Consider the following 12,813-nt stretch of genomic DNA (forward strand, 5'->3'; position numbering starts at 1 on the left):
TCGGGGTTGCATCCAGTATGTGGGGAGTCTGATTCAGACCCATATCGTTTGGGGGCAAACGATTTATCAAGAGAACGGACAAGGTCTCTGGAAGCTCTGTGGTGGCGCCGGATTACCCGGGTGGACGGCAGAACCGTCACCTTCGGCACCATCACGTCAGATTGGCTGGGGTACTAGGATTCGAACCTAGGAATGGCGAGATCAAAACCCGCTGCCTTACCGCTTGGCGATACCCCAATCACTGACTTGTTGCAAAGTGACGAAGAGTGGTGATATGTTCTCGCCCTTGGCGACAAACCCATCCCAGCCTTCCGGCACCCTTGCCAACACCTTCCGAGCAGCCACTTCGTCTTCAAATTGAGCAAAGACGCAGGCGCCAGTGCCCGTCATTCTTGACGGCGCGTATTCTAGCAACCAGCCGAGCGCATTGGCAACCTCGGGGTGGCGCTTTTTCACCAGCAATTCGCAATCGTTTTTCCAGACACCTTCCAGCAGGTTGTGCAATGTCATCCTGGGGGTGTTGCGATGCAGATCGGGATCCTGAAAAACCGCCGCCGTTGCCACATGGCAATCGGGTTTGAGCACCAGATACCAGGCGCTCGGCACCTCGACCGGTTGCAGCTTCTCGCCAACCCCTTCCGCAAACGCGGCCCGGCCGCGCACGAACACAGGCACGTCGGCCCCTAGCTGCACGCCGAGCTGCGCCAGCTCGTCTTCGCCGAGCCCCGCCTGCCAGAGATGATTCAGGGCCACCAGGGTGGTGGCGGCGTCAGACGAGCCGCCGCCGATGCCGCCCCCCATGGGTAACACCTTCTCCAGCCGGATATGGGCCCCCATCGGGCTTGGCAGCCTCCCCTGCAACAGGCGGGCGGCACGGATGATGAGGTTCTGTTCATCCGGCACGCCGGGGATGGCCGGGCTCAGGGTGAGCAGGTCGGTATCGGCGAGCGGCTCGAATTCCAGCCAGTCACCGTGATCGAGGAAGATGAACAGGGTCTGCAGCTCGTGATAGCCGTCGGGACGGCGGCCGTTGACGTGCAGGAAGAGGTTGAGCTTGGCCGGTGCCGGCCAGCGGATCGGCGTTTTCGGCGCGATCTGGTCTGGGAGGCTCATCATGGCGCCAGGGTCCATTGGTTGATCTGCAACTTGAGGCGGCTGCCCTGGCCGGTCATGGTCAGCAGGTGGGGCAGCCGGTAGTTGTCCTGATCCCGGTAGTCCCCATAGACGATCTGCCACTGACCGTCGCGCACCGAGGCCAGGCTGGCATCGGGGTTGAGCTCGAATTCGGCCTGGCCTGGCAGCCCCTTGATCCACTCCGGCAACCCGGTGACCGGAATATTCCAGCCGGTGAGCTGATAGACGAGGGCCTCGGCATCCTGGCTCTGGTGCACCTTGCCCTCGTTGTCGGTCAGGGTGATCTCACCCTTGCTGCGGGAGAGTTCCAGGATATGGGTGCCGATGAGGCTGGTGAGGTTGAGGCGATAGTCATCGCCGTTTTGCTGCCAGTTGAGGCGCGCGCTGCCCTTCTGGCGCGCCGTGATGATGGCCATCTTGCCCGACAGTTCCCAGTGGGTCAGCTGTTCGAGACGGGCCCGTTCCTGCTGCCAGTTGACCTGATCCCGCTGGGGTTGAGTGGTGGTACAGCCGGCCAGTGCCAGCAGGCAGGCAAGGGAGAAGATACGCAAGAACAAGGTCGTGCTCCGGATAAGAGGTTTGCCACAGTATAAGGGGCGGCCGTATCGCTTTTAAAGACTTACCCTTTCTCGTACAATTGTCGGCCTTCATACCCTGTGCACGAAACGATCATCACCCACCCATGAGTCTGCTTGCCCTCGGAATCAACCACAACACCGCCAGTGTCGCCTTGCGGGAACGGGTCGCATTTGGCCCGGACTGCATCGATCGCGCCTTGCGTGAGCTGGTGGAGCAGCCCGGCGTCAGCGAGGCGGTGATCGTCTCCACCTGCAATCGCACCGAGCTTTACTGCAGCCTGGAACAAGGGCAGGGGGAGCAGGTGCTGAGCTGGTTGCAGCGGTTCCACGCGCTGGAGGCGAGCGAGGTGCTCTCCGCCATCTACCGCCACCAGGACGAGGAGGCGGTGCGCCACCTGATGCGGGTGGCCTGCGGGCTCGACTCCCTGGTGCTGGGCGAGCCGCAGATCCTAGGGCAGATCAAGCAGTCCTACGCCCACGCCCAGCAGGCGGAAGCGGTGAAGGGCTCCCTCGAGCGCCTGTTCCAGAAATCCTTCTCGGTGGCGAAACGGGTGCGTACCGACACCGAGATCGGCGCCAGCGCGGTGTCGGTGGCCTTCGCCGCCGTCAGCCTGGGGAAACGCATCTTCTCCGATCTCTCCCAGACCAAGGTGTTGCTGGTGGGCGCCGGCGAGACCATAGAGCTGGTGGCCCGCCACCTGCGCGAGCAGAGCGTCACCCAGATGATGGTGGCGAACCGCACCCTGCAGCGGGCCCAGCTGCTGGCCGAGGAGTTCGGCGCCCAGGTGATGACGCTGGAAGAGATCCCGGACTACCTGCACGAGGCGGACATCGTCATCAGCTCCACCGCCAGCCCCCTGCCCATCATCGGCAAGGGCATGGTGGAGCGCGCGTTGAAGGCCCGCCGCTTCAAGCCCATGTTCCTGGTGGACATCGCCGTGCCGCGGGACATCGAGGCCGAGGTGGACGAGCTCTCCGATGCCTATCTCTACACGGTGGACGATCTGCAGGGGATCATCGAGCAGAACCTGGAGACCCGCAAGCGGGCGGCCGCCGAGGCCGAGCTCATCGTGCAGGAAGAGCGTGACGACTTCATGGGCTGGTATCGCAGCCAGCACTCTGTGGATCTCATTCGCGATTACCGCCACCAGGCCCAGCAGGTGGCGGATGAAGAGTTGCAGCGTGCCCTGCTGGCCCTGCAACAGGGCGAGAATGCCGAGCAGGCGCTCAAGGCCCTGACCCATCGCCTCACCAACAAGTTGATCCACGCACCTACCCAGGCCCTGCGCCAGGCCGCAGCTCAGGGGGACAGCCACAAGCTGTCCCAGCTGCGTCAGGTGCTGGGGTTGTCACAAGAGTCATAGTTTGGGGGTGGCCAGCCGGCTGCCCCTACCTCCATCGAGAACACAAGATTTATGAACCCGTCATTGATCAGAAAGCTGGAAGGCCTCATCGAGCGCCACGAAGAAGTACAGGCCCTGCTCGGCGAGCCCGGGGTCGCCTCGGATCAGGACAGATACCGTGCCCTGACCCGGGAATATGCCCAGCTCGAAGACATAGTGCACGCCTTCCAGCGCTTCCGTCAGGCAGAGGAGAACCTCGAGACCACCAAGATGATGCTGGAAGAGGATGACGCCGACCTGCGCGAGATGGCGCAGGAGGAGCTGCCGCTCGCCAAGGCGACCTTCGAGGAGCAGGAGCAGGCGCTGCAGGTGATGCTGCTGCCGCGGGACCCCAAGGATGACAACAACTGTTATCTCGAGATCCGTGCCGGCGCCGGTGGCGACGAGGCGGCCATCTTCGCGGGGGATCTGTTCCGCATGTATTCCCGCTACGCCGAACGCCAAGGCTGGCGCGTTTCCATCGTCAGCTGCAACGACGGCGAGCACGGTGGCTACAAGGAGGTGATCGCCAAGGTGGACGGCGAGCACGTCTACGGTCGCCTCAAGTTCGAGTCCGGCGGTCACCGGGTACAGCGGGTACCCGAGACCGAATCCCAGGGCCGGGTGCATACCTCCGCCTGTACCGTGGCCGTGCTGCCGGAAGTGCCGGAAGCCGAACAGATCGAGATCAACCCCTCCGAGCTGAAGATCGACACCTTCCGCGCCTCCGGGGCCGGTGGTCAGCACGTCAACAAGACCGACTCCGCCATCCGCATCACCCACCTGCCCACCGGGCTGGTGGTGGAGTGCCAGGATGAGCGCTCCCAGCACAAGAACCGCGCCAAGGCGATGTCTGTGCTCTCTGCCCGCCTGCAGGCGGCCGAGGACGAGCGTCACCGCGCCGCCGAGCAGAGCACCCGCCGCAACCTGGTGGGCTCAGGCGATCGCTCCGAGCGTATCCGCACCTACAACTACCCCCAGGGTCGCCTCTCCGAGCACCGCATCAACCTCACCCTCTATCGGCTGGGGGAGATCCTCGAAGGGGATCTGGATTGCGTCATCACGCCCCTGGTGCAGGAGTATCAGGCGGATCAGCTCGCCTCCCTGGCCGAGAGCAACTAATGCAGATCCAGCAGGCTCGTGCCCACATCATGGCGACCCTGGCCTTTGGGGAATCCCCCCGTGCCGACGCCGATGCGCTGCTCTGCCATCTGCTGGATTGCCGGCGCAGCTACCTGATGACCTGGCCTGAGCGCGAGCTCGATGCCGCCCAGCAGGTGACCCTGCAGGGCTGGCTCGAACGCCGTCTCAATGGCGAACCCATCGCCCACCTCATCGGCGAGCGGGAGTTCTGGTCCCTGCCGCTCAAGGTGAGCCCGGCCACCCTGATCCCGCGCCCCGACACCGAGGTGCTGGTGGAGCAGGCGCTGGCGCGCTTGCCGGCCGGCCCCTGTGCCCTGCTGGATCTCGGCACCGGCACCGGCGCCATCGCGCTGGCGCTCAAGTCAGAGCGACCGGATGCCGATGTATGGGCGGTGGATCGGATGCCGGACGCCGCCGTCCTGGCCCGCGCCAACAGCGCCGCCCTGGGGTTGCCCATCGCAGTGCGGGACGGCAGCTGGTTCGAGCCCCTGGCGGATGCACCGCGTTTTGCGATGATTGTCTCCAATCCGCCCTATATCGACGGGGCGGATCCCCATCTCGACGAGGGGGATGTGCGCTTCGAGCCGCGCTCCGCCCTGGTGGCGGACGAGCAGGGGCTGGCGGACATTCGCCTGATAATCGCCGGTGCCCCCGCCCATCTGTGCCCGGGGGGCTGGCTCCTGCTGGAGCACGGTTGGGAGCAGGGGGCAGTGGTGCGTCAGCTTCTGCTGCAACAGGGCTACTGCCAGGTGGAAACCGTGCGGGATTATGGGGATAACGAGCGGGTGACCCTGGGTCGTCTGGCGCCGTGATGATGACGGGCGGAACTGTCCGCCCCTGTGCAAGGAAACCATATGTATGTTGTTCTCAAACATCTGCACCTCACCCTGATTGTCGGGGCCGTGCTGATGTTCATGCTGCGCTTTTACTGGGCCCAAACCGGCTCCATTCATGCCCGTAACGGCCGGGTGCTGCAGGCCAGCGGCTGGCTCAATGGCCTGGTGGTGCTCTCCGGCGTGCTGCTCTGCATGGTGCTGGATCTCAATCCCCTCAACAACGGGATCCCCTGGCTCAGCGAGAAGCTGAGCGCCGTGCTGGCGGTGGCCTTCCTCGGCATGATGGCGCTGCGCCTGGCGCGCAGCAACAGCATCCGCTGGTTTGCCTTCCTGGGCGCCTTGGGGTGGATCTTCTTTATCGCCAAGCTGGCGGTGCAAAAGCAGGCCAACCTGTTCGGTTAGGGATGACGACGATGATACGTGTGGATGAGTGGACCGACTTCGAGGCCCACGACCTGGCCGAACTGGCGCTGTCGGTGAGCGACGAGATCCTGGGCCATGGCGGCGCGGGAGAGGCCGAGCTGGCCCGCCTCGATACCTGGCTGGACGAGGCCATAGTCGAAGGGGACTGTGACGAGGTGCGCCGTCAGCTGCTGCAGGGCTTCTACCAGACCTTAGGGTTTCGGGGCGACTGGCAGGATTATTTCTCTGCCGCCAACTGCGACCTGAACCAGGTGCTGGTGCAGCGCAAGGGCATACCGGTGAGCCTTGGCATCCTCATCATCCAGCTGGGTCGCAAGATTGGCCTGGATGTGGAAGGGATCTGCTTCCCGGGCCATTTCCTGGTGAGCTTCGCCGGTCTGGAGGGGGAGGTCTATGTGGACCCCTTCAACGGTGACGAGCTGAGCCTGCATCGCATCGAGCTGCTGCTGCGCGGTGCCCTCGGCAACCTGGCTACCTTAAGCGATGACCATCTGCAGCCTGCAGGACAGTGGGAGATCATCGAACGCCTGCTCAACGTCAACAAGGGGGCCCTGCTGCGGGAGGAGCGCATGACAGAAGCATTGCGCTGCAGCGAGCTGCTGCTGCGCATGAAGCCCGGTGATCCGCTGGAGACGCGGGATCGGGGCTTCATCTACGAGCAACTCGATTGCCCCCGCTTCGCCGCCGACGATTTTGAATACTTTATTGAACAATGCCCGGACGATCCTGTGGCCGATGTGCTGAAAACCCAGCTGGCCAGCCTGGATCTTAGCCCCAAGCCCCTCCATTGAGGGGTCTGGGGAAGCCTCTTTACTTAAGGATGCCGAGATGGAACAGAAGAATATCAAGATCAACGCGATCGACGTCGCCAACGACAAACCCTTCGTGCTGTTTGGCGGCATGAACGTGCTGGAATCCCGCGACATGGCGATGGCGGTGTGCGAGAAGTACGTGGAAGTGACCAGCAAGCTGGGCATCCCGTTCGTGTTCAAGGCGAGCTGGGACAAGGCCAACCGCTCCTCCATCCACTCCTACCGCGGTCCGGGTCTGGAAGAGGGGATGAAGATCTTCCAGGAGCTCAAGGCGACCTTCGGTATGCCGGTCATCTCGGATCTGCACGAAGTGCATCAGGCCAAGCCGGTTGCCGAGGTGGTGGATGTCATCCAGCTGCCCGCCTTCCTGGCGCGCCAGACCGATCTGGTGGAGGCCATGGCCCGCACCGGCAACGTCATCAACATCAAGAAGCCGCAGTTCCTGAGCCCGAGTCAGATGAAGAACATCACCGACAAGTTCGAGGAGTGCGGCAACGATCAGCTGATCCTGTGCGAGCGCGGTGCCAACTTCGGTTATGACAACCTGGTGGTGGACATGCTGGGCCTGGGGGTGATGAAGAAGACCACAGGTGGTTATCCGGTGATTTTCGACGTGACCCACTCCCTGCAGTGCCGCGACCCGCTGGGAGCGGCCTCAGGCGGTCGCCGTGATCAGGTGACCGAGCTGGCTCGTGCCGGCATGGCGGTCGGTCTGGCCGGTCTCTTTATCGAGTCACACCCGGACCCGAAAGTGGCCCGTTGCGATGGCCCGAGCGCCCTGCCGCTGGAGAAGCTGGAAGGCTTCCTCAAGCAGATGAAGGCCATCGACGACCTCATCAAGGGCTTCGAACCGCTGGATACCTCCGTCTGATCCAGCACGCCGGTTTAGTGATGCCAGGTGCCCCGCCATGCGGGGCATTTTTATATCCAGAATGTTTTCATTGGGGTCTTAAATACATCGCCGACCAAATACATTCAGGTTGCTGTGGTGTTAATGGTGTTAAATATGTTGTGTGATTGATGTCTCTTAATTGCTTCTTATAACGTGTGAAAGTGGCGCCGTTGCGATGACGAAATAGCATGACGCCAGCGAGATAAGGATATTGTCTCGTGACGGTGCCCTGCATGCCTATTTCTGCCATATGAGATGTCAATTAATTAACAGGACGTTAATCATGCACAAGAAAGTATTTAGCAGCCTTTATTTCCAGGTGCTGCTCGCGATCACCCTGGGGGTATTTCTGGGACATGTCTATCCCGACCTCGGGGCTGATATGAAGCCGCTGGGTGATGGCTTCGTGAAATTAATCAAGATGATCATTGCCCCCGTTATTTTCTGCACAGTGGTGACCGGCATCGCCGGCATGGAGAGCATGAAGGCGGTGGGGAAAACCGGTGCCATCGCGCTGCTCTACTTCGAGGTGGTGAGTACCATAGCCCTGGTCATCGGGCTGTGCGTGGTCAACCTGCTGCAACCCGGGGTCGGCATGAACGTGGATCCCGCCACGCTGGATGCCAGCGCCATCTCGGCCTATGCCGAACAAGCCAAGTCCCAGGGCATCATCGCCTTCCTGCTTGACGTGATCCCGGCCAGCGTGATCGGTGCCTTTGCCAGCGGCAACATTCTTCAGGTGTTGCTGTTTGCGGTGTTGTTTGGCTTCTCCCTGCATCATATCGGCGAGAAGGGGAAATTAGTCTTCAATATGATCGACAGCTTCTCCCAGGTTATTTTCGGCATCATCAACATGATCATGAAACTGGCACCGTTTGGCGCCTTTGGTGCCATGGCGTTTACCATAGGGAAATATGGTATCGGCTCGCTGGTTCAGCTCGGCCAGTTAATTGCCTGCTTCTATGTGACTTGCCTGTTATTCATCTTCATGGTGCTGGGCAGCATTGCCAGGGCAAATGGCTTCAGCATAGTGCGCTTTATTTCCTATATTCGGGAAGAGCTGCTGATCGTACTGGGGACTTCCTCTTCCGAATCCGTATTGCCGCGCATGCTGGTGAAGATGGAGGCGCTCGGCTGCAAGAAGTCGGTGGTGGGCCTGGTGATCCCGACCGGTTACTCCTTCAACCTGGATGGCACCTCCATCTACCTGACCATGGCGGCCGTCTTCATCGCTCAGGCGACCAATACGCCGCTGGATCTGTTCCAGCAATTCACCCTGCTGGTGGTACTGCTCATCTCCTCCAAGGGGGCGGCCGGGGTCACCGGCAGCGGCTTCATCGTGCTGGCGGCTACCATCTCTGCGGTGGGGCATCTGCCGCTCGCCGGGTTGGCGCTGATCCTGGGGATAGATCGCTTCATGTCGGAGGCGCGTGCTCTGACCAACCTGATCGGCAACGGGGTGGCCACTGTGGTGGTGGCGCGTTACTGCGGTCAGCTCGATGAGCAGCAGATGAACGAGGTGCTCGCCAACCCGGCCACCGTACAGAAGGTCAATCAGCACGGATAGCTGCCAGGCGTTACCCAGGGAGGGGGAAACCCACACTTCTGCCCATAAAAAAACGGCCCGCGTGGGCCGTTTTTCATGGTGCAGATGACCGCAGAGGGTATTACAGGCTCTGGGTGAAGGTACGGGTGACCACGTCACGCTGCTGTTCCGGGGTCAGGGCGTTGAAACGCACGGCGTAGCCGGAGACGCGGATGGTCAGCTGCGGGTACTTTTCCGGGTTGGCGATGGCGTCTTCCAGGGTCTCGCGGCGCAGCACGTTGACGTTCAGGTGTTGACCCCCCTCGACCACGGGTTCGGTCTGGACCGGCAGTTCACGGTATTCGAACTGGCCCAGGTCAGAGACGCTGACTTCCTGATCGGCGGCGAAGCTGTCGCCCTTGGCGCAGATGCAACGAGCCTGTTGCTTCTCTTCGTCCAGCAGCCAGAAAGAGTTCAGCAGTGCGGCGTTGGCGGACTGGGTGATTTGGATGCCCTTGATCATGGTATGACTCCTCATAGGAAAGCGGATTCAACGGTAAGCACATTACCCTGATGTTTTTAAACCACCTTGATGACGGGATGATTTAACGGGGCCTTGCCTTACACCTTTACTTCGTTGGGGTCATATATACCACGATGGTAATAATACGAAAATTGATCCAAATCAATAAAGGCGCATTTTGCGCGCAATGAAAGGGATTAATTCATTGAGATTAATCAAAAATAAATCATTTTTATGATTTCGTAAGATATATGAATTATGCATTTTTTATTGGGTATATCTAGTAATTTAACTACATCTTTAGCCGTTATTTTCCTTACAAGGTCAGAGGTGGGTGCCTAATCAGATCAGGGTAGGGCGCCGCTGGGTGGCCAGGTGGCGTGGCCGCCAGTGCGCCGATGGCTGCGGCCATCGATCGTCATCTCGATAGACAGGGCGCCAAGGGGGGAGGCGGACACCGGGATGCATGTGCGGCCATCTCCCAGAGCCGAGCCACGGTTGCGTCTTGCTGCCTGGCCCCCTATCCTGAGCCCCTTGCTGCATTCATTGAGGATATTGGGGTGTCAGAGGTAGTGGATTCACAGAGAGAGGAGACTGGCGTGCTGACCTGGAAGGATGTGATCGGCTCGGAGAAAGAGCAGGACTATTTCAAGGCAACCCTGGCGACAGTCAGGGAGGAGCGGGAAGCGGGCAAGGTCATCTATCCTCCGGCCACCGAGGTGTTCAATGCCTTCAAATTGACCGAGCTGGACAGTGTCAAGGTGGTGATCCTGGGGCAAGACCCCTATCACGGACCGGATCAGGCGCACGGCCTCTGCTTCTCCGTGCTGCCAGGGGTGCGTACGCCCCCCTCCCTGGTCAACATCTACAAGGAGATGCAGCGGGATCTGCCGGGATTTGTCACACCCAGTCACGGTTTCCTGGAATCCTGGGCAACCCAGGGGGTACTGTTGCTCAATACGGTATTGACGGTGCAGGCGGGTATGGCCCACTCCCATGCCCATCTGGGCTGGGAGACCTTCACCGACAGGGTCATAGAGCGGATCAACTCCCACTGTCAGGGGGTGGTCTTCCTGCTGTGGGGAGCTCATGCCCAGAAGAAGGGACGCTTCATCGACCGGGCGCGTCATCATGTGCTGACGGCCCCTCATCCCAGCCCATTGTCCGCTCACCGCGGCTTCATCGGGTGTGGCCACTTTTCGGAGGCAAACCGCCTGCTGGTGCAGCAGGGGATGAGCCCTATCGACTGGCTCTCTATCTGCCATAGCCAGCCCGTGCCGGTCTGACCGCCTTTCCCGCCTCTGGGTGGGCAAGGGCGCGCAGGGTCGTCTGCATCGCTTGGGCTGGTACCGGCGGTCGGGCGAGGATTGTGTGCATCTGACTTGATTGAGTGCAAAGTTCGCGTAATAAATGACCGTATACTCGAGACAGGATCTTTTTCAATTCAGTGCAAGGAGTGCCCATGTTATCCAGTTTGCATAAGGACCATCTCAACATCGCCAGGCTGCTGACGCTGCTCAAGCACAAGCTGGCCGCCATCCGCCATGAACAGCAGGTGAGCTATTTCCTGCTGCGGGACGTGGTGGACTACCTGCGGGAGGTCTCCGACAAGCACCATCACCCCAAGGAAGACATGATCTATGACTACTACCTGAAATACAGGGTGGTGGAGGGAGAGGTCGCCAACCGCCTGCATGAGGAGCACGCCAGCCTGCTGGTGGCCGGTACCGAACTCAAGGAGATGGTGGAGATGATCCTGATGGATGCGGTCATTCCACTGGAGCAGTTTACCGCCAAGCTGGAGCAGTTCATCGAGCAGCAGGAGGCGCACATGAACTACGAGGAGGGGGTGATCTTCCCTCATCTGCGTGACTCCCTGACCGAGGATGACTGGCGCCATCTCGAGCAGCTCTGGCAGAACAGGGCCATCAATGATCCCCTGTTCGGGGTCGAGGTGAGCCAGCACTTCCAGGCGCTGGCCAAGCAGCTCTCGTTGCCCCCCTCGTCCTGAATGGCAGGTGGACTAAAAAACAAACGCCCCGGCTTGGCCGGGGCGTTTGTTTTATGTGTCAGCACGTCTGTGCCGTCATCGTGACGGCGGTGGCGCTACAGCTCCAGTTCTTCCGAACCTTCATAGGCGATATCGATGGCTTGCAGCTCCTTCTGCAGGCGGTGCTTGTCTTTGAGCGCCTCGATCTCACGCCATTTACGTTTCTTTCCCGTTGTCCCGCGGCTACGTGAACCCAGCTCAACGACCTCGTCAAAATCGAAGTTGAACATGTCCATGGCTCCCTCCTTGGTTTTATGGTTTTCACCATCCGTATAACACGACGCATTTGAAAATAAAACGTTTTTATGACCAAGTTGTGACAAACGGGAAGGCAGATAAAAAAAACCGGGCTGCCCTTGCGGGAGCCCGGTTTTATCGGTGCAACCCCTCCTGTGGAAGGGGCTGCCCGAGATGGCTTAGGCCGTCTTTTTACAGGTGGCTGGCCAGCATGGTTTCCAGTTTGCCCTGATCGACGGCGAACAGACGGATGCCTTCTGCCAGCTTCTCGACCGCCATGGCGTCCTGGTTCAGCTCCCAGCGGAACTGCGCTTCGGTCATGGGGGTCGGCTTGGCTTTGCGCTCACCGGTGTAGTTCAGCTTGCGCACCACGGTACCTTCGGTCTTGCTGAGCTCTTCCAGCAGGGCCGGGCCTATGGTCAGGCGGTCACAGCCAGCCAGTTCCAGGATCTCGCCAGTGTTGCGGAAGCTCGCACCCATCACCACGGTCTGGTAGTCGTGCTGCTTGTAGTAGTCGTAGATGGCGGTGACGGAGACCACGCCCGGATCTTCGCTCGCGGTGTAGTCACGGTTGTGCTTGGCCTTGTACCAGTCGAGGATGCGGCCCACGAACGGGGAGATCAGGAAGGCGCCAGCTTCGGCACAGGCGCGGGCCTGGGCGAAGGAGAACAGCAGGGTCAGGTTGCACTGGATGCCTTCTTTCTCCAGCACTTCGGCGGCGCGAATGCCTTCCCAGGTGGAGGCCAGCTTGATCAGGATGCGATCGTTGCTGATGCCGGCTTCGTTGTAGAGGCGGATCAGCTTGCGGGCCTTGGCGATGCTGGCGTCGGTGTCGAAGGAGAGACGGGCATCCACCTCGGTGGAGATGCGGCCCGGAACGATTTTCAGCACTTCCAGACCGATGTTGACCGCCAGCTTGTCGCCCGCGTCGATGATTTGCTGTGCCTTGTCCTGGCTCTGGGACTTGGCCCAGCTGATGGCGTCTTCGATCAGCGCCGCGTACTCGGGGATCTCGGATGCCTTCAACACCAGGGAGGGGTTGGTGGTGGCATCGATGGGCTGGTAGCGCTTGATGGCTTCGATATCACCGGTATCGGCGACAACTGTGGTCAGGGCTTTCAGCTGGGTTAATTTATCGGCCATGGCAAATATCATCTCTTTATGAGGGCGCACTCTCTTGGTGAGGGCGCAGGCTCGGGGGTGGCGGGCGTGAGACGGCCGTTCTGAAATTAAATTACAAAATCCCGGCGACTCAGGCTCAGAAAAGCACGATGGGGA

Annotated in this window: 14 protein-coding genes and 1 tRNA gene; 9 read left to right on the forward strand and 6 right to left on the reverse strand. The window is 60.6% G+C overall.

All coding sequences use genetic code 11. From position 1 onward, the window contains the following. Positions 1 to 162: 162 nt before the first annotated feature. The 3 genes from KI797_RS05565 to lolB all read right to left on the reverse strand — a co-directional run bounded on the left by KI797_RS05565 (position 163) and on the right by lolB (position 1,691). Positions 163 to 237, reverse strand: a tRNA-Gln gene (locus tag KI797_RS05565). Beyond that, positions 217 to 1,113 carry a 4-(cytidine 5'-diphospho)-2-C-methyl-D-erythritol kinase gene (gene ispE, locus KI797_RS05570; protein WP_404801080.1) on the reverse strand — a complete coding sequence of 299 codons (897 nt, stop codon included), beginning with the start codon at positions 1,111 to 1,113 and terminating at the stop codon, positions 217 to 219. The genes KI797_RS05565 and ispE overlap by 21 nt, the downstream gene beginning before the upstream one ends. Next, positions 1,113 to 1,691 carry a lipoprotein insertase outer membrane protein LolB gene (lolB, locus tag KI797_RS05575; RefSeq protein WP_043133024.1) on the reverse strand — a complete coding sequence of 193 codons (579 nt, stop codon included), beginning with the start codon at positions 1,689 to 1,691 and terminating at the stop codon, positions 1,113 to 1,115. Before lolB ends, ispE begins: the two co-directional genes overlap by 1 nt. A gap of 125 nt (positions 1,692 to 1,816) precedes the next feature. On the opposite strand from lolB, the gene hemA reads away from it, so the two are divergent. The 7 genes from hemA to KI797_RS05610 all read left to right on the forward strand — a co-directional run bounded on the left by hemA (position 1,817) and on the right by KI797_RS05610 (position 8,767). After that, positions 1,817 to 3,076 carry a glutamyl-tRNA reductase gene (gene hemA, locus KI797_RS05580; protein WP_226171907.1) on the forward strand — a complete coding sequence of 420 codons (1,260 nt, stop codon included), beginning with the start codon at positions 1,817 to 1,819 and terminating at the stop codon, positions 3,074 to 3,076. Between the two features lie 51 nt (positions 3,077 to 3,127). After that, positions 3,128 to 4,216 (forward strand): peptide chain release factor 1, encoded by a 1,089-nt coding sequence (prfA, locus tag KI797_RS05585; RefSeq protein WP_041205238.1) that lies wholly within the window; start codon positions 3,128 to 3,130, stop codon positions 4,214 to 4,216. After that, the gene (prmC, locus tag KI797_RS05590; protein ID WP_226171908.1) at positions 4,216 to 5,049 is read left to right on the forward strand and encodes a peptide chain release factor N(5)-glutamine methyltransferase; all 834 of its coding nucleotides are present in this window, start codon (positions 4,216 to 4,218) and stop codon (positions 5,047 to 5,049) included. Before prfA ends, prmC begins: the two co-directional genes overlap by 1 nt. Before the next feature lie 42 nt (positions 5,050 to 5,091). Continuing rightward, a complete protein-coding gene (locus KI797_RS05595; RefSeq protein WP_043133018.1) occupies positions 5,092 to 5,475 on the forward strand; it encodes a SirB2 family protein in 384 nt (127 codons plus the stop codon). A gap of 11 nt (positions 5,476 to 5,486) precedes the next feature. After that, positions 5,487 to 6,287 (forward strand): SirB1 family protein, encoded by an 801-nt coding sequence (locus KI797_RS05600; protein WP_042649337.1) that lies wholly within the window; start codon positions 5,487 to 5,489, stop codon positions 6,285 to 6,287. 37 nt (positions 6,288 to 6,324) lie between these two features. Continuing rightward, entirely contained in the window at positions 6,325 to 7,179 is an 855-nt protein-coding gene (gene kdsA / locus KI797_RS05605; RefSeq protein ID WP_005330144.1) for a 3-deoxy-8-phosphooctulonate synthase, read from the forward strand. Between the two features lie 304 nt (positions 7,180 to 7,483). Then, positions 7,484 to 8,767: a dicarboxylate/amino acid:cation symporter gene (locus KI797_RS05610; protein ID WP_226171909.1), complete on the forward strand. Its 1,284-nt coding sequence runs from the start codon at positions 7,484 to 7,486 to the stop codon at positions 8,765 to 8,767. A 100-nt stretch (positions 8,768 to 8,867) separates the two neighbouring features. Here the strand turns inward: KI797_RS05610 and grcA are convergent, their stop codons facing one another. Then, on the reverse strand, positions 8,868 to 9,248 hold the full coding sequence (gene grcA / locus KI797_RS05615) for an autonomous glycyl radical cofactor GrcA (RefSeq protein WP_005330139.1): 381 nt from the start codon (positions 9,246 to 9,248) through the stop codon (positions 8,868 to 8,870). Between the two features lie 599 nt (positions 9,249 to 9,847). Between grcA and ung the strand changes: the two genes are divergently transcribed. Both ung and KI797_RS05625 read left to right on the forward strand, forming a co-directional pair. Next, positions 9,848 to 10,534 carry a uracil-DNA glycosylase gene (gene ung, locus KI797_RS05620; protein WP_226171912.1) on the forward strand — a complete coding sequence of 229 codons (687 nt, stop codon included), beginning with the start codon at positions 9,848 to 9,850 and terminating at the stop codon, positions 10,532 to 10,534. Positions 10,535 to 10,710: 176 nt separating this feature from the next. Then, entirely contained in the window at positions 10,711 to 11,259 is a 549-nt protein-coding gene (locus KI797_RS05625; protein WP_041205240.1) for a hemerythrin domain-containing protein, read from the forward strand. Positions 11,260 to 11,354: 95 nt separating this feature from the next. Here KI797_RS05625 and KI797_RS05630 read toward each other — a convergent pair whose 3' ends face one another. Together KI797_RS05630 and tal are read right to left on the reverse strand one after the other, a co-directional pair. Beyond that, positions 11,355 to 11,534 (reverse strand): DUF3545 family protein, encoded by a 180-nt coding sequence (locus KI797_RS05630; RefSeq protein ID WP_025326190.1) that lies wholly within the window; start codon positions 11,532 to 11,534, stop codon positions 11,355 to 11,357. Between the two features lie 193 nt (positions 11,535 to 11,727). Then, on the reverse strand, positions 11,728 to 12,678 hold the full coding sequence (tal, locus tag KI797_RS05635; RefSeq protein WP_226171915.1) for a transaldolase: 951 nt from the start codon (positions 12,676 to 12,678) through the stop codon (positions 11,728 to 11,730). Between the last annotated feature and the right edge of the window lie 135 nt (positions 12,679 to 12,813).

The organism is Aeromonas media (genome assembly GCF_020423125.1).
Taxonomy (GTDB): Bacteria; Pseudomonadota; Gammaproteobacteria; order Enterobacterales; family Aeromonadaceae; genus Aeromonas; species Aeromonas media.